At 68.7% G+C, this 19,210-nt stretch carries 14 protein-coding genes; 10 read left to right on the top strand and 4 right to left on the bottom strand.

Going from position 1 to position 19,210, the window contains the following annotated elements; translation table 11 throughout:
* Window positions 1-208: 208 nt before the first annotated feature.
* Window positions 209-1,117, top strand: a complete 909-nt coding sequence (locus DFO65_RS03710) for a sulfite exporter TauE/SafE family protein (protein ID WP_113903077.1) — start codon at window positions 209-211, stop codon at window positions 1,115-1,117.
* Between the two features lie 52 nt (window positions 1,118-1,169).
* Window positions 1,170-1,628: an RrF2 family transcriptional regulator gene (locus tag DFO65_RS03715; RefSeq protein ID WP_113903078.1), complete on the top strand. Its 459-nt coding sequence runs from the start codon at window positions 1,170-1,172 to the stop codon at window positions 1,626-1,628.
* Between the two features lie 147 nt (window positions 1,629-1,775).
* On the opposite strand, the gene DFO65_RS03720 is transcribed toward DFO65_RS03715, so the two are convergent.
* On the bottom strand, window positions 1,776-2,783 hold the full coding sequence (locus tag DFO65_RS03720) for a LysR family transcriptional regulator (protein ID WP_113903079.1): 1,008 nt from the start codon (window positions 2,781-2,783) through the stop codon (window positions 1,776-1,778).
* 115 nt (window positions 2,784-2,898) lie between these two features.
* Between DFO65_RS03720 and DFO65_RS03725 the strand changes: the two genes are divergently transcribed.
* From DFO65_RS03725 to DFO65_RS03740, 4 genes are all read left to right on the top strand, one after another.
* Window positions 2,899-4,473, top strand: a complete 1,575-nt coding sequence (locus DFO65_RS03725) for an aminotransferase class I/II-fold pyridoxal phosphate-dependent enzyme (RefSeq protein ID WP_245940453.1) — start codon at window positions 2,899-2,901, stop codon at window positions 4,471-4,473.
* A gap of 239 nt (window positions 4,474-4,712) precedes the next feature.
* Window positions 4,713-6,221: an MFS transporter gene (locus DFO65_RS03730; protein WP_245940454.1), complete on the top strand. Its 1,509-nt coding sequence runs from the start codon at window positions 4,713-4,715 to the stop codon at window positions 6,219-6,221.
* 185 nt (window positions 6,222-6,406) lie between these two features.
* Window positions 6,407-8,176 (top strand): sigma factor-like helix-turn-helix DNA-binding protein, encoded by a 1,770-nt coding sequence (locus tag DFO65_RS03735; RefSeq protein WP_113903080.1) that lies wholly within the window; start codon window positions 6,407-6,409, stop codon window positions 8,174-8,176.
* Between the two features lie 135 nt (window positions 8,177-8,311).
* Window positions 8,312-9,844 (top strand): MFS transporter, encoded by a 1,533-nt coding sequence (locus DFO65_RS03740; protein ID WP_113903081.1) that lies wholly within the window; start codon window positions 8,312-8,314, stop codon window positions 9,842-9,844.
* An 18-nt stretch (window positions 9,845-9,862) separates the two neighbouring features.
* Here the strand turns inward: DFO65_RS03740 and DFO65_RS03745 are convergent, their stop codons facing one another.
* Complete coding sequence (locus tag DFO65_RS03745) at window positions 9,863-10,540, bottom strand: GntR family transcriptional regulator (protein ID WP_113903082.1); 678 nt, start codon at window positions 10,538-10,540, stop codon at window positions 9,863-9,865.
* 170 nt (window positions 10,541-10,710) lie between these two features.
* Here DFO65_RS03745 and DFO65_RS03750 point away from each other — a divergent pair, with 170 nt between their 5' ends.
* Together DFO65_RS03750 and DFO65_RS03755 are read left to right on the top strand one after the other, a co-directional pair.
* Window positions 10,711-12,921 carry an oxidoreductase gene (locus tag DFO65_RS03750; protein ID WP_113903204.1) on the top strand — a complete coding sequence of 737 codons (2,211 nt, stop codon included), beginning with the start codon at window positions 10,711-10,713 and terminating at the stop codon, window positions 12,919-12,921.
* Between the two features lie 57 nt (window positions 12,922-12,978).
* Window positions 12,979-14,031, top strand: a complete 1,053-nt coding sequence (locus DFO65_RS03755; protein ID WP_113903083.1) for a proline racemase family protein — start codon at window positions 12,979-12,981, stop codon at window positions 14,029-14,031.
* Window positions 14,032-14,140: 109 nt separating this feature from the next.
* On the opposite strand, the gene DFO65_RS03760 is transcribed toward DFO65_RS03755, so the two are convergent.
* Both DFO65_RS03760 and DFO65_RS03765 read right to left on the bottom strand, forming a co-directional pair.
* Entirely contained in the window at window positions 14,141-15,559 is a 1,419-nt protein-coding gene (locus DFO65_RS03760) for an FAD-binding oxidoreductase (protein ID WP_245940455.1), read from the bottom strand.
* Between the two features lie 18 nt (window positions 15,560-15,577).
* Window positions 15,578-16,891 carry an aromatic ring-hydroxylating oxygenase subunit alpha gene (locus DFO65_RS03765; RefSeq protein ID WP_245940471.1) on the bottom strand — a complete coding sequence of 438 codons (1,314 nt, stop codon included), beginning with the start codon at window positions 16,889-16,891 and terminating at the stop codon, window positions 15,578-15,580.
* A gap of 111 nt (window positions 16,892-17,002) precedes the next feature.
* Here DFO65_RS03765 and DFO65_RS03770 point away from each other — a divergent pair, with 111 nt between their 5' ends.
* Window positions 17,003-17,968: a LysR family transcriptional regulator gene (locus DFO65_RS03770; RefSeq protein WP_113903086.1), complete on the top strand. Its 966-nt coding sequence runs from the start codon at window positions 17,003-17,005 to the stop codon at window positions 17,966-17,968.
* Window positions 17,969-18,058: 90 nt separating this feature from the next.
* Window positions 18,059-19,135 carry an alcohol dehydrogenase catalytic domain-containing protein gene (locus DFO65_RS03775; protein ID WP_113903087.1) on the top strand — a complete coding sequence of 359 codons (1,077 nt, stop codon included), beginning with the start codon at window positions 18,059-18,061 and terminating at the stop codon, window positions 19,133-19,135.
* Window positions 19,136-19,210 lie beyond the last annotated feature (75 nt).

Below are 19,210 nucleotides of genomic sequence, written 5' to 3' on the forward strand. Positions count from 1 at the left end.
ACGACACGACAGCGGTTCCCTCGATCGGGCGATTCGGTTGGCTCCGCCATCTCGGGATCCCGGCCGCGCGGACTGAGCGCGCCTCCGCCCGAGACCCTCCACGTCACTCGACGCGGCTCCCGGGAACGTCACAGAGCTTCATAGTCTAGTAATTCACTTAACTTAATGACTATTGTATGGACACCACCTTCTCGTGAAAGGCGCCTCCATGCGACAGCTCATCGTCCTCGGCCTCGTCGGACTCCTCGCCCAGCTCATCGACGGCTCACTCGGCATGGCCTACGGAGTCACCTCGACGACACTCCTCCTGGCCGCCGGAATCGCACCCGCCACCGCCTCGGCGGCCGTGCACTTCTCGGAGATCGGCACCTCGCTCGTCTCCGGCATCTCGCACCACAAGTTCGGCAACGTCGACTGGAAGACCGTGTCGATCCTCGCCGTTCCCGGCTTCATCGGCGCCTTCGCGGGAGCGACCTTCCTCGCAAGCCTCAGCGGCGACGCGGCCACTCCCTGGGTCTCGGGGATCCTGCTCGCCCTCGGCGTCTATGTCATCTGGAGGTTCCTCGCCCTCGGCGGTGAGCGCCCCACCTTCAAGTCCCGTCCGGGCGCGGCCTTCCTCGTGCCGGTCGGCCTGGTGGGCGGAGCATTGGACTCCATCGGCGGAGGCGGATGGGGACCGGTCGGCACGACCTCCCTGCTCAGCTCCGGTCGACTCGAGCCGCGCAAGGTCATCGGCTCGATCGACACGAGTGAGTTCGTCGTCGCCGTGGGCGGCTCTCTCGGCTTCCTCTTCGCGCTCGGCTCACAGGGAATCGAATGGTCGATAGCCGGTGCGCTGCTCGCCGGCGGCGTCGTCGCCGCGCCCTTCGCCGCCTGGCTCGTGCGGATCCTGCCCGCCCGGGTGCTCGCGATCGCGGCGGGAGGAATCATCATCCTCTCCAACACCCGGACGATCGTCCTCACCCTCGGCGCATCGACCGAGGCCCTGTCATCCACCCTCATCGGTCTGGCGCTCGTGTGGATCGGCTTCCTCGTCCACGCCGTGAGGATCGAGCGCGCGACGCGTCGTGACCAGCAGGCAGAGGAACCCGCGGCCGAAGCCGTCACCGGGAGCTGAGGGAACGCTCGAGCCCCCCTCCGCCCGGCACGTGCGCTGTTACCATGGCGGAATGCGGGTCACCACGAAATCCGACTACGCATTGCGCGCGCTCATCGAAATCGCCAATGTGCTCGACGAGGGACCCATCAGCGCCGAGGAGCTCGGACGGCGACAGGACATTCCCAAAGGGTTCCTCCAATCGATCCTCGCCGACCTCCGCCGGGCCGGTGTCCTCGCCTCCGTGCGCGGGAATGCCGGCGGCTGGAAGCTCAACCGACCGGCCCACGAGGTCTCCGTCGCCGATGTCATCCGCGCGGTCGACGGGCCTCTCGTCTCCATCTACGGTCAGCGACCCGAATCCGTCGAATACGATGCCTCGGCCGAGTCGCTGCAACAGGTGTGGATCGCCGCGAGGTACGCCCTGCGCGAGGTCCTCGAGCATGTGACGATCAAGGACCTGGCAGCGAAGACCCTGCCCCACGAGATCTCCGAGAAGGTCGCCATCGAAGACGCCTGGAACCCGCACTGACCAGCCCGCCGAGAGTGCCCTCATCCCACGAACGTGCACCGATCACTCGAGAGCGCACCGTTCACTCGAGATTGCGCCTCGCGAAGTGCCCCCGCGGCGGATCACTGCACTGTCGCCGGCCTCGCTTGCACAGACGCTGCCTGAGCGTCATCGCCACTGCGCGGTGACGGTGCCGATGTCGGCGACCACCTCGGCGATGGCGGCATCATGGGCCGCGGCGATCGGATCACGGCGCCGCTGGGCCTGCGTGGGGCGCGCACCCTCGGCGCGGGAGACGAGGAGCACGTCGCGGCGGCAGGCGCTCAGGGGCATGGGGATGACGGCGATCGACGGGTCGTCGGGCAGCGACGACTCCGGGATCATCGCCACGGCCAGGCCGGCGGCGATCATCCGGATGATCGCCGCGTAGTCGTCCATCCGCATGCCGATGCGCGGCTCGAATCCCGCCGCCAGGCAGAACGACCGCACCACCTCGTCGATGGCGTCACCGGGGTCGATGCTGAAGGCCCAGGTCTGCGCGACGAGCGCGGCGAGGTCCGGCAGGCCCTGAGCGCCGACGGCCACCGGTCCCACGGAGCGCGGCACGCAGAGGAAGAGCTGCTCCGAGTACAGGTGGCTCGCGGTCAGCGACGCGGGGATCCATGCCCGCTCGACATCTGTCGACACGAGCAGGGCGAGGTCGAGCGCGCCGGATTCGAGCCTGGCGACGAGCTTCGCATGCTCGTCCATCGTCACATCGAGAGCAGCGCTGACGAGATCCCCCGCCTCCGTCCCCGGGTCCTGCGGCCTCCACCGCGGCCGCCTCCGCAGCTGGTGATGCAGCTTCGGGATCACCCTCGCACCGACCGTGGGCACGGCCCCAATCCGCACCGGGACCGCCTGGGTCTCGCGCCACAGCGCGACCTCGGCACCGAGGCGCTCGCACAGTCCGAGGATCTCGATCGCCCGGGTGACGACGAGGTTCCCGACCGCGGTCGGCTGCGATCCGCGCGGACTCTTCTCGACGAGCGTGCCGCCGAGTCGGCGCTCGAGGTTCCGGAGGTGATGGTTGACGGTGGGCTGGCTCCAGCCGAGAGCGAGCGCCGCGCCGGCGACCGACCCGGACTCCGCGATCGCCGTCAGCGCCTGCAGTCCCCGAGTATCAAGAGCTTCCATGGTCCTCCGGACACTGGATGAATAGCGTGTATTCAACACTGTAGAAAACTTGGTGTTCTGCGACAAGGCATCCGTTCCCTACGCTGATGACATGACCGTGCACCAGGATCTCCCCATGCCTTCCCCGTCCGATCCCTCGGCCTCCGACGTCTCCCCCGGGACGCGCCGCTCCCGCGCGCCCTATGCCGACGCTCTGCGCGCCGCAGCCGACCGTGACGCGCAGTTCCTCTGCACCCCCGGACACGCGGGAACCGGCAGCGGGGTCTCGGCCGGCCTCGCCGAGTACTTCGGCGACGACATGCTCTCCCTCGACATCCCGCCCCTCTTCGACGGCATCGACCTCGGCACCGACACCCCGAAGGACGAGTCCCTGCACCTGGCCGCCGAGGCCTGGGGCGCACGGCGGACCTGGTTCCTCACCAACGGCTCGTCCCAGGGCAACCGGATGGCGGCACTCGCCGTCGGCACCCTGGGCACCGGGGTCGTCACCCAGCGCAGCGCTCACTCGAGCTTCATCGACGGCATCGTCCTCGCCGGCCTCCACCCGGGATTCGTCTCCCCCAATGTCGACGAGGTCAACGGCATCGCGCACGGAGTCACCCCCGACTCCCTGCGCGCGGCGATCGCGGCCCACCCCGAGGAGATCACCGCCGTCTACCTCGTCACCCCGAGCTACTTCGGCGCGGTCGCCGATGTCCGGGGCCTCGCCGAGGTGGCCCACGAGGCGGGCGCGTTCCTCATCGTCGATGCCGCGTGGGGCGCTCACTTCGGCTTCCACCCCGACCTGCCGGCCTCCCCCGTCACCGAGGGCGCCGACGTCGTCATCATGAGCACCCACAAGCTCGCCGGATCCTTCACCCAGTCCGCGCTTCTCCACCTCGGCGACACCGAGTTCGCCGACAGAATCGAGCCGGCTCTCGAGAGGGCGTTCATGATGACGGCCTCGACGAGCGAGAACGCCCACCTCATGGCCTCGATCGACATCGCCCGGCGCGAGCTCGTCGACTCCCGAGAGGCGATCGCGGACTCCCTCGAGAACATCCGCCACCTGCGGGCGCAGATCGAGGGCAGCGAGCATTACCACCTGCTCTCCGGCGACTTCATGAGCTTCTCCGACGTCGTCGACATCGACCCATTCCGCCTGCCAATCGACATCACCGCGACCGGGCTCGACGGTCACACGGTGCGCAAGCGCCTCGCCGAGAATTTCGGGATCTTCGTCGAGATGGCGACGGCCACGACCATCGTCGTCCTCATCGGACTCGGCAAGTCCCCGGAGATCTCGCGCCTGCTCGGTGCCCTCGACCAGCTGCGCCTCGTCCACGCGCCCGCGGCGGATGCAGCGTCCACGGCGGAGGCCGGGTCCGCGGGGCACGCCCGGTCCGCAGCGGAGGCCGCCACGATTCCTCCGCTCCCGTCCGCGGGGAGGCTCGTCATGCTCCCGCGCGAGGCGTTCTTCGCCCAGTCCGAGCTCGTCCCCGCCGCCGAGGCGGTCGGACGGATCAGCGCCGGCTCGCTGGCCGCCTATCCCCCCGGCATCCCGAACGTCCTCCCCGGCGAGGAGATCACCGCCGAGACCGTCGAGTTCCTCCAGGCCGTGGCCGCCAGCCCCTCCGGGCATGTGCGCGGCAGCGCGGATCCGCAGGTCACCAAGTTCCGGGTCGTGAAGAACCCGGATCCCCTCGACTGAGGAACGAGCTCGACCATGTGAGCTGCCTCACAGTCGCAGCTGCCGTCGGAATGCGCTTCCGGCCATGCCGACGTTGCGACTGAGCGGCCCGCGATCGGGGCCGCTCACCTGCCGCCGGTGTGCTCCGGTTCACACTCATCGTTGACATGACTTGCGATCAACGCAAGGATATTTGGCATTGTCTCGCCGCCCGGACGATCCGGCGGCGGGTGTTTCGCAGTCAACGTGAGGAATCAGCAGTGACATCCGGCAACAGCGAACGCACGACAGAGACCACCCAACGCTCCCGCCGCAGGAGGAGGAGAACGCGGCTCGAGGCCGACGACTGCATCGTCGTCAAGCCGAAGTCCATCCGCACCGCGATCGGCGGCACCACGGTCGGCAATTTCATGGAATGGTTCGACTTCGGCGTCTACGGATACCTCGCCGTCACCATGACGACGGTGTTCACCGAAGGAATGGACAAGCAGATGGGACTACTCGTCACCCTCCTCGGGTTCGCGGTCTCCTTCCTCGTCCGTCCGCTCGGCGGAATGGTGCTCGGCCCCCTCGGCGACAAGATCGGCCGACAGAAGGTCCTCTTCTTCACGATGGCGACGATGGCGACCGCGACCGCGCTCATCGGCGTGCTTCCCACCGCCGGGCAGGTCGGACTGTGGGTGATCATCCCGCTCTATCTGCTCAAGATGGTCCAGGGCTTCTCCACGGGTGGGGAGTACGCCGGGGCCACCACATACGTCTCGGAGTTCTCCCCCGACAAGGACCGCGGTTACTGGTCCTCCTGGCTCGACGTCGGTTCGTACCTGGGATTCGCCTTCGGCGCCGCCACGGTCGCCATCACCAGCGTGATCGCCACGAGCGTCTGGGGTGAGAACGCGATGATCGACGGCGGCTGGAGGGTGCCGTTCCTCATCGCCATCCCGCTGGGAGCCGTCGCCATCTGGTTCCGGATGCGGATCCCCGAGACCCCCGGCTTCGAATCCTCACAGGCCAGCGGGCTGGTCACGAAGGATGACGACGATCCCTTCGCCCGCCATGGGCTCATCGGAGTGGTCCGCCACTTCTGGAGGGAGATCCTCATCGGCATCGCCATCGTCGCCGGATCGCAGACGGTCGGGTACGCGCTGACCAGCTTCATGCCCACCTATCTCGAGGAGACCGTCAAGGTCTCGAACATCGAAGCGGCCGTGGCCACCATTCCGGTTCTCGTCGTCATGTCCGCCTGCCTGCCCCTCATCGGCCGTCTCTCCGACAGGCGCGGTCGCAAGTTCGTGTTCCTCGTCGCGGCGGGGCTGACGATCGCGCTCATCGTCCCGGCATTCGCGATCATGCAGATCGGGCAGATGTGGGCAGTCCTCGTGGCGCTGTCCATGGTTGCTCTCCCCGCGGCCTTCTACATCGCCTGTCTCGCCTCCACGCTGCCGGCGCTGTTCCCCACCGCCTCACGCTACGGAGCCATGGGGCTGACCTTCAACCTCGGCGTCTCGCTGTTCGGCGGAACCACGCCCCTGTTCAGCCAGGCACTCATCGACCTCACCGGGAACTCCTACATGCCGGCGTTCTACATCATGTTCTTCTCCATCATCGCGTTCGTGGCCGTGTGCCTGATGAGGGAATCCGCTCAGCGGCCGTTGCTCGGCTCGTTCCCCACGGTGACCTCGCAGGAGGAAGCCACCGAACTCGCCCGCACCCAGGACGACAACCCCGACATCGACACCGCGACAATGCCCCTGGTCGCGGAGAAGTGACCGCCCGGATCCGACGTCCGCCGCCCACGAATCATCGGCCCTCCCGCACCCTGCGCGGGAGGGCCGAACGGCGCAGAACGGGGGTCGAGTACACTTGTCCCGGCAGGATCGATCCCCCTCTCGGCCTCGAGGCCAGTGACCCTGCCACCGCACACCACTGCCGATGACGATCGAAACAGGACCGGATGGACGCGCACCTTCATCAGCCGGGGGACAACCTCGCCGAATTCAGAGACGAAGATCTGCTGTCGCTCATCGACGCCGGAACCTCCGGGGCATACGCCGAACTCCACCGACGGTACCGCGACCAGGCGCTGCGCGTCGCCGCTGAATCCCTCGACCCCGGCGCGGCTCGGGACGCGGTCGCCGACGCCTTCCTCACCCTCCTCAAGACCCTCCTCCACGAAAACCCCACGGTCGACGCCGCCGAGGTCGATGCTCCGAAGCAGGGAGCCGAGTTCGAGACCAGGCTGATGGAGACCCTGCGAGAGGAGATCACCGCCCGCACAGCTTCGGTGCCGCAGCCCGGTGCCGCGACCGCGCCTGCCCCCGCCGAGGCCCTGAACGAGGCCGTTGACCCGGCACTCGCGGCCGCCGCACTCTCGGCACTGCCCGACAACTGGCAGCGCATCCTGTGGCTGCGGGAGGTCGAGCGGCTCTCCCCTCGCGCGGTCGCCGATCATCTCGACATCACTCCCACCGCCGTCAATCAGCTGGCGGTCCGCGCACGTCGCGGTCTCCAGGACGCCTGGATCGCCCTCCGTGCCTCGGGTGACGCGATGACCTCCGACTGCCGGTCGACCGCCGACCGCCTCGGCGACCTCGCATCCGGGAGGATGGGCCCGGCGCGAAGGCGCGCAGTGCGCTCCCACCTCGAGGGATGTGCCGAGTGCTCGGCGATCGCCGCAGAGCTCCACGAGTTCTCGGTCCGCTGTCGCGCCGTGCTCATCCCCGGGCTGCTCGTCTCTCCCACGGTCATCGAACGCCTCGCCGACACCGTGGTCGCCGTCGCCGCGGACCCCGAGCCGTCCGCGATCGTGCCCGCACCATCACCGGAACCGACCAAGACGCATGCCCCGGCGGCGCCCTCACCGCGGGCGCCCGAACAGCCTCGGCCTTCGGCGAGCGCCGGGGCAGGTGGCGCTGCGGCATCGACCGCCGGAGGAGGCGCTGCCGCACCGACGGAACAGACAGCGGCGGAACCGACACCCACCGAGGCTGCGGGGCCGGCCTCCGGACCGGCAGAGCCGCTCCAGACCGCCGAGCCTGTGCCGGACGACGCCGCTGAGCCTGTGCCGGTCCAGGTGGCCGCAGCCTCGGCGCCTGCCGCTCCGGTTCGCCGGAAGCGCCTGCCGAAGCGAGCGATCCTCATCCCGGCCGCGGCCGCCGTCGCCCTGGCGGCGACCCTGCTCGGGTTCTCCTTCTCCTCACCCGACACCGAGGAGGCCGGCTACCACTCCGAGGAGGATGCCCAGAGCGCTCCCCGCGACGCGGCCCCGACCACTCCGGAACCCTCGCCCGGCGATCCCGAGGAGGAGACCTCGACACCGGAGGACCCGGCTCCGCCGCAGACGGTCGACACCGACGAGGACTCCCCGAGCACCTCGTCGGGCGAGCACGATGCCTCCGATCGGGACCGCGACGAGGAGACCCGCGACGACGAACGCGGGCCCGAGGCCCCGAACGGAGAGTCCGGCAGCAGGCCCTCGCCGAGGGAGCCCGGTCGCGACGACTCACCCGGCGAGCTCGAGGAGACGCCCTCGATCGGCCCCGGACCCGATGACGGCACGGGGTCGGAGGCACCGTCGACACCGGTGGAGGAACCCTCGGCTCCGACACCGGCACCGGAACCGCCGTCCGAGCCGGCCCCGGAGCCGCCCTCGTCACCATCCCCCGGCGGAGACACCGGCGGAGACGGTTCGAGTCAGATCGGGACGCAGTCGTCTTCCGCGTGACTTGGTGACCGTGGTCACATAGGATCGGGGCACCTCGCACCTCCCGTGGTCGATGGTCACCGGTCATCGACGACCGGCATCCATCGGCGTGCAGCCCACACGCGGACGGTGCCCGATCGATCAGGGGAACCGACGATGACCGACGAGCAGCACAAGGACATCACGGGCAGCCGCAGACTGTCGCGCAGGGAATGGAAGTCTCTCGGGAAGAAGCGGCTCAAAGCCGATCAGTGCATCGTCGTCCACAAGCGCGACATGCGCATGGCGATCGGCGGCACGACGGTCGGCAACTTCATGGAGTGGTTCGACTTCGGAGTCTACGGGTACCTTGCGGTGACGATGACCGCGGTTTTCACCGAGGGCATGGACGAATCCATGGGACTCATCGTCACCCTCTTCGGATTCGCGATCTCATTCCTCGTCCGCCCCCTCGGCGGAATGATCCTCGGTCCTCTCGGAGACAGGATCGGGCGGCAGAAGGTGCTGTTCTTCACCATGGCCACGATGGCCGCAGCCACCGCGCTAATCGGGATGCTGCCGACGGCCGGACAGGTCGGACTCTGGGTCATCGTCCCCCTCTATCTGCTCAAGATGGTCCAGGGCTTCTCCACCGGCGGTGAGTACGCCGGCGCGACGACCTACGTCTCGGAGTTCGCACCCGACAAGTCCCGGGGCTTCTGGGCGGCTTGGCTCGACGTCGGGTCCTACCTCGGGTTCGCCGCGGGAGCCGGGACCGTCGCCGTCACAACCATCGTCACCACGAGCATCTGGGGAGAGACGGCGATGATCGACGGTGGTTGGAGGATCCCGTTCCTCATCGCCATCCCCCTGGGCGTCATCGCGATCTGGTTCCGGCTCCGCATTCCCGAGACCCCGAGCTTCGAGGTCGTCCACGCCGAGGAGGAAGCGCACCACCTCGATGCCGACGATCCCATGGCTCGGCACGGCCTCCTCGGCGTCATCCGCCACTTCTGGCGCGAGATCCTCATCGGATTCGCCCTCGTCGCCGCGTCGATGACGGTGTCCTATGCGCTGACCAGCTACATGCCGACGTACCTCGAGAAGGAGGTCGGCGTCTCGAACCTCCACGCCGCGGTCGCGACGATCCCCGTCCTCGTCGCGATGTCGCTGAGCCTGCCGTACTTCGGCGCCCTGTCGGACAAGTACGGCCGGAAGAAGCTCTACGGACTGGCCGCCGTGCTCACGATCGCCCTCATGTACCCGGCGTTCGCGATCATGCAGATCGGCGAGCAGTGGGCGGTCATGGTCTCGCTCGTCATGGTCGCGATTCCCGCCGGCATCTACATCGCGCTCGGGGCCTCGACGCTGCCCGCGCTGTTCCCCACCGCCTCCCGCTACGGCGGCATGGGGCTGACATTCAACATCGCGGTCTCACTCTTCGGCGGTACGACCCCGGTGTTCTCCCAGCTCCTCATCGATGCCACGGGGAACACCTACATGCCTGCCCTCTACATCATGTTCTTCTCGGTGCTCGCCTTCGTCGCCGTGTTCTTCATGAAGGAGACCGCGCGCAGGCCGCTGCTCGGCTCGGTGCCGACGGTGTCCTCGTACGAAGAGGCGGTCGAACTGGTCCGCACTCAGGACACCAATCCCGACCTCGACACGGAATCGATGCCCATCCCGATCGTCCACGAGACCCGCTCCTGAATCGCGGGCCGACACCCTTCACGAGGTCTCGCTGAGCTTCTCCTCGACCCGTTTGAAGTAGTGGAGGTTCTCGACGACGAGCTCCCTCGCCCGCTCGGAGTCCCCGGCCTCGAAGACGCCGACGAGGTCGACGAGCTGGCAAGCGAAGTCGATGTCGATCTCGGGCGCGCCGGTGACGAAGATCCGCGACTGATCGCGCAGCCGCAGGCTGATCGCCGAGGCTCTCCGTCCGAGCCCGTAGGCGAGCAGGCGCTCGTGGAAGTCGCGGTCGGCGGCCATGTACTCGGACCGGTCCTCCGCCTCGGCGGCCGCGAGCGCCGCCTCGGCGATGGTTCTCAGCTCGTCCAGCTGCTCTCGGACCTCAGGGTGTCCCGCGCGAGCGCGCTCGCACAGCGACTCGACGGCAGGGCCCGCGAGCAGCGAGCGGATGCGGATGATCTCCTCGAGGTCCTCGAGCGTCACGGGGACGAGCCTGAACCCCCGGTTGGGCACCGCTTCCACGGTTCCCTCCGCGACGAGAGCCATCATCGCCTCGCGGACAGGGCTGAGCGAGACGCCCAGCTGCTTCGCGAGTCCGGCCGCCGAATAGATCCTGTCCTCCGCGAGGTCGCCGTTGGTGATCGCGTTGCGGATGATCCTCAGGGCATGCTCCCGCAGACTCGGCGCCTGCTGGGGACGCGCCGTCATCATCGTCATCACATCCCTGCCGTTCTACGCTGCCCTGATCCCCGCCCGGGATCGTCGAGAGAATTCGTTCGTGCCGTCTATTGACAGCATAGCCGCCGAGGCCGACGATGGTGAGAGATAGTCGGTAATCGATTACCCGACTGTGAGACGAGAAACCGCATGCGATGAAGGATGAGGCCATGATCAACGATGCTCTGCTGCGCCCCGGACAGCTGGGTCCGGTGCTGCTCAAGAACCGAATCGTCTCGACGGCCCACGAGCCGGCCTACACCGAGGACGCGATGCCCAAGGAGCGCTATCGGCTCTACCACAAGGAGAAGGTGCGCGGCGGTGTCGGGCTGACGATGATCGGCGGTTCGGCCTGCGTCTCGGCCGATTCGCCCGCGGCCTTCGGCAACATCGACCTCAGTCGGGACGAGGTGGTCCCCTGGCTGTCCGCCATCGCCGAGGACGCCCATGCCGAGAACGCCGCCATCATGATCCAGATCACCCACCTGGGCATGCGGTCGTCGAACTTCGCCGGGGACTGGCTGCCGCTGGTCTCCTCGAGTCGGAACCGTGAGGCCACTCATCGCTCTTTCACCAAGGCGATGGAGGAGTTCGATTTCGAACGGATCACGGGCGACTTCGCCGCCGCGGCCCAGCGGGTGGTCGCCGCCGGGTTCGACGGGCTCGAGATCTTCCACACCGGCCACATCTTCGACTCGTTCTTCGAACCCTGGCTCAACCACCGCACGGACGAGTACAACGGCGCTCTCCTGGAGCGGGCGAAGTTCTTCCTCGACGTCATCGACGCCGTCAGGGCCGCCGTCCCCAAGGACTTCGCCGTCGGGACCCGGATGGGCGTCGACGATCGCCGAGAGGGAGGCATCACCGAGGCGGACGCGATCGAACTGCTCGGCCACTACACGGATCACGGCATCGACTTCCTCAACCTCAACGTCGGCACGATCGACAACGACCGGCGCCTCGCCGAGGCGATCCCCGGCATGGGAACCCCCTCGGCGCCCTGGCTGGAGACCTGCCGCCGGATCCGTGCGGCCATCGACATCCCGGTGATGCACGCCGCGCGCATCGCCGACGCCCCCACCGCTCGCTACGCCGTCGAGGACGGCTGCGTCGACTTCGTCGGGATGACGCGTGCGCAGCTCGCCGACCCCTACCTCGTCCGCAAGATCGAGCAGAAGCGTGAGGACGACATCCGGCCCTGCGTCGGGGCGAACCTGTGCCTCGACTCGATCTACACCTCGGGCTCGGCCACCTGCATCCACAACCCGGCGACGGGTCGCGAGCAGACCCTGCCGCAGGAGATCGGCCCCGACTCCTCCGATCGCGCCAAGCACGTCGTCATCGTCGGCGCCGGCCCGGCCGGGCTCGAGGCGGCTCGGGTGGCGGCCGTGCGCGGGCACCGGGTCACCGTCTTCGAGGCCGACTGCCAGCCCGGAGGTCAGGTGCGCATCGCCGCACGGTCCGAGCGGCGCCGGGACCTCATCGGGATCGTCGACTGGCGGCAGCAGCAGTGCGAGAAGCACGGCGTCGAGTTCCGCTTCGACATGCTCGCCGATGTCGACGACGTCACCGCACTCGACCCCGATGTCGTCATCATCGCCACCGGCGGCACCCCGGACACGGATTACGGTCTCGACACCCGAGCGACGATCAACGACACATGGGACGTGATGAATGACCAGCTGCGCAAGAAGAAGGAGGTCATCGTCTATGACGACCACGGCTCCTATCCCGCGCTCGATGCGGTCGAGAGATTGGCCCGGAATGGCCAGTCGGTCACCTATATCAGCCCGGAGCGGACGATCGGCATCGACGTCGGGGCGATGAACTCCCCCGCCTACCTCCGGATGATCTCCGAATTCGGGGTGCGAGTGATCCTCGGCGAGCGGCTCATCGACGTCGCCCGCGCCGAGGGCAGGCGAGTGCGGGCGACCGTGCGCAACGAGTACTCCGACCTCGACACCGAGTTCGAGGCCGACGCCCTCGTCATCGACCACGGCACCATTCCCAACGACGATCTCTACCACGAGCTCAAGCCGCTGTCCCTCAACCATGGACGCACCGACCTCAAGGCCTGGGTCGACGGACGCCCGCAGCCGATGGTGCTCCGTTCTGCCGTCGGCGCACCCGTGCCGATCGGCGCCGGAGGCGCGGGGCATCAGGGCGGCAGCGCCGACGGTCGCGAGCGCGCCGCCAGTCGCGACGGAGCGCAGACGTTCGGCTCTCCGGAATTCGGGTATGACGGATCGGGTGCCCTGGTCCCGGTCGCCGACCCCGAATGGGACTCCGGTTTCCGGCTGTTCCGGATCGGCGATGCCGTCTCCTCCCGCAACATCCACGCAGCCGTGCTCGAGGGACTGCGCATCGGCGTGGGGCTCTGAGCCCGATCCGGTCGAATGAGTCCAGCACACCCTCCCCGCTCGAAAGGCCCAGCACACATGGATCATTCCGCGACAGGCGTGAGCACCGTCGACTATCACACGGCCGGAGAGCCCTTCCGCATCGTGCCCGCGCCTCCGCTCGACATCCCCGGCGACACGGTCGCCGAGAAGCGGATGACCGCGATCGCCTCGGCCGAGATCGACGGGCTGCGCCGCTTCCTGTGCTGGGAGCCCCGCGGTCATGCCGATATGTACGGCGGGTTCATCACCGAGCCCGATGACGAGGGTGCGCACTTCGGTGTCCTCTTCTGGCACAAGGACGGCTTCTCCACTGCCTGCGGCCACGGAACCATCGCCCTGGGGATCTGGGCCGTGCGCACGGGGATCGTCGCCGTCGACCCCTCCGGGACCACGGACGTCATCATCGACGTCCCCTCGGGTCGCGTCACCGCCCGTGTCCGCACCGACGCCGACGGACGGGTCACCTCGGCGGACTTCGTCAACGTGCCCTCGACTCTCATCGCCGAGGCTGTGCCCGTCGAGACCTCACTCGGCTCGGTCACCGTCGACCTGGCATGGGGCGGGGCGATCTACGCCTGCCTCGACGTCGCGACCCTCGGTGGACGACTGTCCGTGACGCCGGAGAACCTGCCGACCTTCATCGCCCTCGGTCGCGAGGTCAAGGCGGCACTCGCCGAGGACCGTCGGACCGAGCACCCCGGCGACCCGCGGCTGAGCGGGGTCTACGGCACGATCGTCCACGAGTCCCTCGATTCGCACGCGGGAGCGGGGGCCGAGGCACTCGGCGATCTCCATCAGCGCAATGTCACGATCTTCGCCGACGGCCAGGTGGACCGGTCCCCCTGCGGTTCGGGCACCTCGGCGCGAGTCGGTGCGCTGTGGGCCCAGGGGCACCTCTCGGCCGGCCAGACGCTCATCCACGACTCGATCGTCGGCACGCGGTTCCGCGCGCGGGTCCTCGCCGAGGACCACGCCCTCGGCCGGGCGGCCGTCGTCCCGGTGGTCACGGGAACCGCCCATGAGGTCGCGCGGTCGACGTTCACCCTTGACCCCGACGACACCCTGGTCCCCGGCTTCGTGCTCCGATGATGGACACTGGATTTCTCGGGGAGGAAAGGGCTGATCTCTGGCATCGAGGTCGACCCTTTCCTCCCTGAGAATCGCTCCTCGCCCCAGGAGTCAGCTGGAGGGCCGTCCCTCACTCCACGACGAGGTCGCTCTTCGGTGTCGAGCAGCAGGGCAGGAACTTCCCCGCCGCGATCTCCCTCGGCCGGATGCCGCCGTTGTGCTTCATGTCCACCTCACCGCTGACCAGCACGGACTTGCAGGTGCCGCAGGCGCCTTCCGCGCAGGAGGAGGGCATCGCCAGACCAGCGCGGAGAGCGGCGTCGAGGACGGTGGTATCGCCGTCGCAGTCGACGCGCACCCCGGTGTGCGTGAACTCGACGCTGAACCCGACGCCTGCTCCCTTGAGCGCGTCGCCCGCTCCCCGTCGGGTCGCACCGGGCCCGGCCGTGCCGCGCACGTCCCTCCCCATCCGGCCGGCGGCCTCGGCGGCGGCCAATCGGTCAACCAGTGTCTTCCCGAACCGGAACGACTCCTCGTGCACCCGGTCCGCCGCGACGCCCAGTCGGTGGAGCATGTCCCGCACCGCATCCATGTAGCCCTCCGGCCCGCAGACGAAGACCTCACGGTCGCGCAGGCCGGGGACCACCTCGGCGAGGACCTCCGCTGTGATCCTCCCCCTCCTGCCCGCCCACACCTCGGCGGCGGAGTCGCGCGAGCACATCGTCACCACGCGGATGCCCGGCACCTCGGCGAGCTGCTCGAGCTCGGAGCGGAAGACGATGTCGGCCGGGGTGGCGGCGTTGTGGATGAGGACGATGTCCGGCGGAGACTCCCCGGGGGCGGCGAGCAGGGACCTGACCATCGACATGATCGGGGTGATGCCCGACCCTCCCGCGACGAAGAGGTGCGCTGACGCCGGGTGGGCGCTCGTGCTGAACAGACCATACGGTCCGTCGACGTGGAGCCGGCTGCCCACCGCCACATCGTCGTGGAGGTGCGTCGACACCGGCCCGCCGGGCCGCCGTCTGACCGTGATCGTGAAGGTGTTGGTGCCGAAGGGCGCCGAGGAGATCGAGTAGCAGCGCTCGAGCCCGAGCTCGGGCACCCGCACCGTCACGTACTGGCCCGGCTCGAAGTCGACCGCGTCCATCCACCCCGCCCGCAGCTCGAAGGACTTCACGTCGCGAGCCACCTGAGTGACGCCGACGACGTCGACCATTCCGGTGAGCTCGTCGACCATTCCGGTGAGCTCGTCGGGCGCCGGCTCCGCGGAGGCGAGCGCGCCCGGTGATGCCAGGTGCTCCGGCTCCGTGGAATTGCGCGCGCCCGGTGATGCCAGGTGCTCCGGGGCGAGCGCCCCGTGCATAGCGAGCACTGAGTGCGCTCGGGCCGCCGCCGGCGAAGGCTCTTCCACCCCGGCCGCTGCCGCGGCAAGCTCCTCCGCGGCCGGAGCCCCAGCAGCACGCGCCCGTCGGGCGGGAACCCGGAACGTGAACTTCGACTCGGGCTCCTTCACCGAGGTGGGAAGGGTCGAACGACGGTACTCCATGGCGTCTCCTGCTCCCGATCAGCCCGCACTCGTCCGCGGACGTACCTGCGAGGCGGTCCTCTCGCGGTGGGCTTTCAACCGCTCGATGTACCACGTGCAGAACTCCTCGAGGTGGTTCTCCGTGGGGGCGTAGGGTCCGGGCTCATAGGCGGGCGAGGACACTCCCAGCTGCCCGCGCTCGCAGAACACGGCATCCTGTTCGTTCGTCCTGATCCACACCGTGGTGAGATGGTCGAGGTCGTAGTCGACGCCCTCGGCCGCCTCGGCGTCGACGAGCCAGGTGGTGCGCACCAGCGTCCTGTCCGGTCCCAACGGCACCAGGCTGAAGGTGACGACGTGGTCGCCCATCGCGTGGAACCACATGTTCGGCTGGACGTGGAGGGACGCCCGGCCGAGGACGAAGGTGTCGAGGTCACCGAGGAGCTTCGCCGAGGCGGCCGAGCCGTCCATCGTGTACGACTCCCCCTTCCCGTCGAGCGCGGCCCGCTCGATGCGGAACCCGGTGGGCCGCCCGCTGAGCTCCTCGACCAGCGCGTAGGGCAGGCCGTTGCGGCGACAGTTCTCGTGCAGCGCCTCCTCGGCGTCGAGGTATCGCTGATAGGCGGGCAGCAGCCGGTTCGGGATCTCATTCGGCCGGTAGCCGTAGGTGGGGAAGAACGTGCAGGTCAGCTCGGGATGGCCGGCTTCGCAGTGATAGCACTCGCGGTTGTTCTCCATGACGAGCTTCCAGTTCGCGTCCTCGACCAGATCGACCTGGGCCGCGACCTTCGTCCGGTCGATCGCGTGTGGGGCGATGTACGGTCCGACCACGGCGGCGAAGTCGTCGAAGTCCTCGGGCGCCTCGGCGGCGAGGCAGATGAAGATGAGTCCCGCGACCACGCGCACGTCGACCGGCCGGAGCGTGAAGCACGCCATGTCGAAGCCCGGTGCCTGGACTCCCGCGGAGATCAGCTCCCCTGTCGGCGTGTAGGTCCACTGGTGGTAGCTGCAGACGATGTTGCCCACGGATCCGGTGGCCTCGGTGAGCAGCCGGGTGCCGCGGTGGCGGCAGACATTGTGGTGGGCGCGGATACCGCCGTCGTCGTCGCGGATGACGATGACCGAGTACGTCCCGATGTCGATCGTCACGTAGTCGCCGGGTTCGGGCACCTCGGCGGTCGAGGCGACGAAGATCCACGTCGAGGCGAAGATCGCGTCGACGTCGCGCTCGAAGAACTCCTGGGAGATGTAGAACGGCGCCTCGAGCGAGTATCCGGGCCGGCGCCGGTCGATGAGCGCGTCCAGGTCGAGTCCCTCGTCGCCGCTCAGGGTCATCTGCCGTTGTGGTGCCATGGTCATGGGGTCTCCGCTTCGTCGCGCCGTCAGTCCTCTCCCTTCAGTCTCCGTCCGACGACCCATGAAGAACAGCGAATCCTTTTCCACTGATTCGTGCAAAGATATTGCATGATCGATCATCGACTCCACGTCCTGCGCGTCGTCGCGGAACTCGGCACCGTCACCGAGGCGGCGCGGCGGCTCGGGTACACCCCTTCGGCCGTGTCGCACCAGCTCAAGTCGCTGTCCAAGGACCTCGGAATCGCCGTCGTCGAGCCGCAGGGGCGCGGTCTTCGGCTGACCGCCGCGGGGTCCCTGCTCCTCGAGAGGACGCAGGAGCTGTTCACCCGGTGGGAGGAGATCCGGGGAGAGATCGCCGAGGCGGGCACCGGTGCGGCGCCGAACTCGAGGATCCTGCGGCTGTGCGGGTTCTCCACGGCCGCCGCGACCCTCCTGCCGCCGACGGTCGACGCCGTGAGGAGGCGGCACCCGGACAGCACCGTGACGATCATCGAGGCCGGTCCCGAGGAGTGCTTCGAGCTGCTGCTGGCCGACCAGGCCGATGTCGCGGTCGTCGTCGCCACCGATCCCCTGCCGCCGCGCAGCGATGCGCGCTTCGAGCAGGACACGCTGCTCAGCGACCGGCTCGACCTCCTCGTGCCCGACGGTCACCCCCTGGCCTGCCGCGCCTCGGTCTCGCTCAGCAACGCGGCGGAGGAGAGCTGGATCGTCGACCGGCCCGGAACCCCCTATCACCGCCTCGTCCGCGCAGCGTGCGCCGCGGCCGGTTTCGCCCCCGAGGTCGCGCACCTGTCCCACGAGTGGGAGACGGGGGCCGCCCTCGTCTCGGCGGGACTGGGCGTCTCACTCATCCCCCGGCTGGCCCGGCTGCCCCACGGCTATGCGGTGCACCGCGTGCCCCTGCGCGGCGATCCGGTGCCGTCGAGGACGATCCTCACCGGCATCCGCAGCGGGTCGAGCCGCCAGCCCCTCATCGCCGCCGCCCTGGCCGGTCTGCAGGACATCGCCGCCACGCTGGGGCAGAACGGCGGGGACAGCCGATCGTCCCTCCCTCGGGTTCCGACCGAAGAGTAATATCGGAATCGGCACGCCCAGCCCCAACACGACTGAGCATGTCGGTCCCAGCGAGGGCCGGAATCACATCGAACGTCGAAAGGAACCGTCATGAAAGCGGTCATGTACTACGGGCAGAACGACCTTCGCGTCGAAGACATCCCCGAGCCTCCGGCTCCCGCAGCCGGGGAGGTGACGATCAAGGTCGCCTGGGCCGGTATCTGCGGCAGCGACCTCCACCTCTACCACGACGGCCCCTCCTATCCCACCACCCCGACCGCTGATCGGCCCCAGCCGCGCACCGGTGAAACCCTGCCCGTGGTCCTCGGCCATGAGTTCGCGGGCACGGTCGCCGAGGTGGGAGACGGAGTCACCGGACTGGGCGTCGGCGACGCGGTCGCCGTCAAGGCCGACGTTCCCTGCGGTGCCTGCCCCGCCTGCACGGCCGGGCTGACGAACATCTGCCGCAATTCGCGCGGCTTCGGGCTCTCCGGTGGCGGTGGAGGACTGAGTGAATTCGTCACCGTCCCCGCAGCCAACGCCTTCGCCGTCGGAGACCTCCCACTCGACCAGGCCGCGATGATCGAACCGCTGTCCGTGGCCACGCATGGGGTCCGTCGATCGGGAGCGACAGCCGGGGACCTCGTCCTCGTCGGCGGCGCCGGCCCCATCGGCGTGCTCGCCTCGGCGGTGCTCACGGCCACCGGCGCGACGGTCATCATCAGCGAACCCAATGCCGCGCGTCGCGCGTCCGCGCTCGACGCCGGAGTCGCCGCCCATGTCGTTGATCCGATGAACGAGGATCTGCAGGCGATCGTCGCCGAGGTCACCTCCGGCAACGGCGTCGACGTCGCCTTCGACTGCGCCGGAGTCATCCCGGTCACCCACGATCTCATCAAGGCGATCCGTCCCGGCGGTCACCTGCAGGTGATCGCAATTCCCAGCCGGCCGCTCGACCTCGACGTGCAGACCGAGATGCACCTGACCGAGATCACGTACTCGGGGATGTTCGGGTACCTCGACGAGGACTATCGGGAGGCCATCGCCATGGCGCGTAGCGCCGACCTCGACCTCGGCCAATTCATCTCGAAGCGGATCAGCCCCGAGCACATCGTCGACGAGGGCTTCGCCGTGCTCCTCGACAAGGGCAACACGGCGGTGAAGATCCTCGTCGACCCCACCGCCTGAGGAGCCGGTTGGGGGCCCGTCCGGACCCCCAACCCTGCTCGCGTCCAGACCCACGGGCGGACATCATGGTCAGTC

The sequence above is a fragment of the Brevibacterium sanguinis genome, assembly GCF_003315415.1.
Taxonomy (GTDB): domain Bacteria; phylum Actinomycetota; class Actinomycetes; order Actinomycetales; family Brevibacteriaceae; genus Brevibacterium; species Brevibacterium celere_A.

What these genes read in the sequence shown, in the direction of transcription:
- DFO65_RS03715 (WP_113903078.1), top strand. Translation starts at nt 1,170, where the DNA reads ATGCGGGTCACCACGAAATCCGACTACGCATTGCGCGCGCTCATCGAA.
- DFO65_RS03710 (WP_113903077.1), top strand. Translation starts at nt 209, where the DNA reads ATGCGACAGCTCATCGTCCTCGGCCTCGTCGGACTCCTCGCCCAGCTC.
- DFO65_RS03745 (WP_113903082.1), bottom strand. Translation starts at nt 10,540, where the DNA reads ATGACGATGATGACGGCGCGTCCCCAGCAGGCGCCGAGTCTGCGGGAG.
- DFO65_RS03740 (WP_113903081.1), top strand. Translation starts at nt 8,312, where the DNA reads ATGACCGACGAGCAGCACAAGGACATCACGGGCAGCCGCAGACTGTCG.
- DFO65_RS03720 (WP_113903079.1), bottom strand. Translation starts at nt 2,783, where the DNA reads ATGGAAGCTCTTGATACTCGGGGACTGCAGGCGCTGACGGCGATCGCG.
- DFO65_RS03760 (WP_245940455.1), bottom strand. Translation starts at nt 15,559, where the DNA reads ATGGAGTACCGTCGTTCGACCCTTCCCACCTCGGTGAAGGAGCCCGAG.
- DFO65_RS03735 (WP_113903080.1), top strand. Translation starts at nt 6,407, where the DNA reads ATGGACGCGCACCTTCATCAGCCGGGGGACAACCTCGCCGAATTCAGA.
- DFO65_RS03775 (WP_113903087.1), top strand. Translation starts at nt 18,059, where the DNA reads ATGAAAGCGGTCATGTACTACGGGCAGAACGACCTTCGCGTCGAAGAC.
- DFO65_RS03750 (WP_113903204.1), top strand. Translation starts at nt 10,711, where the DNA reads ATGATCAACGATGCTCTGCTGCGCCCCGGACAGCTGGGTCCGGTGCTG.
- DFO65_RS03725 (WP_245940453.1), top strand. Translation starts at nt 2,899, where the DNA reads ATGCCTTCCCCGTCCGATCCCTCGGCCTCCGACGTCTCCCCCGGGACG.
- DFO65_RS03765 (WP_245940471.1), bottom strand. Translation starts at nt 16,891, where the DNA reads ATGGCACCACAACGGCAGATGACCCTGAGCGGCGACGAGGGACTCGAC.
- DFO65_RS03770 (WP_113903086.1), top strand. Translation starts at nt 17,003, where the DNA reads ATGATCGATCATCGACTCCACGTCCTGCGCGTCGTCGCGGAACTCGGC.
- DFO65_RS03755 (WP_113903083.1), top strand. Translation starts at nt 12,979, where the DNA reads ATGGATCATTCCGCGACAGGCGTGAGCACCGTCGACTATCACACGGCC.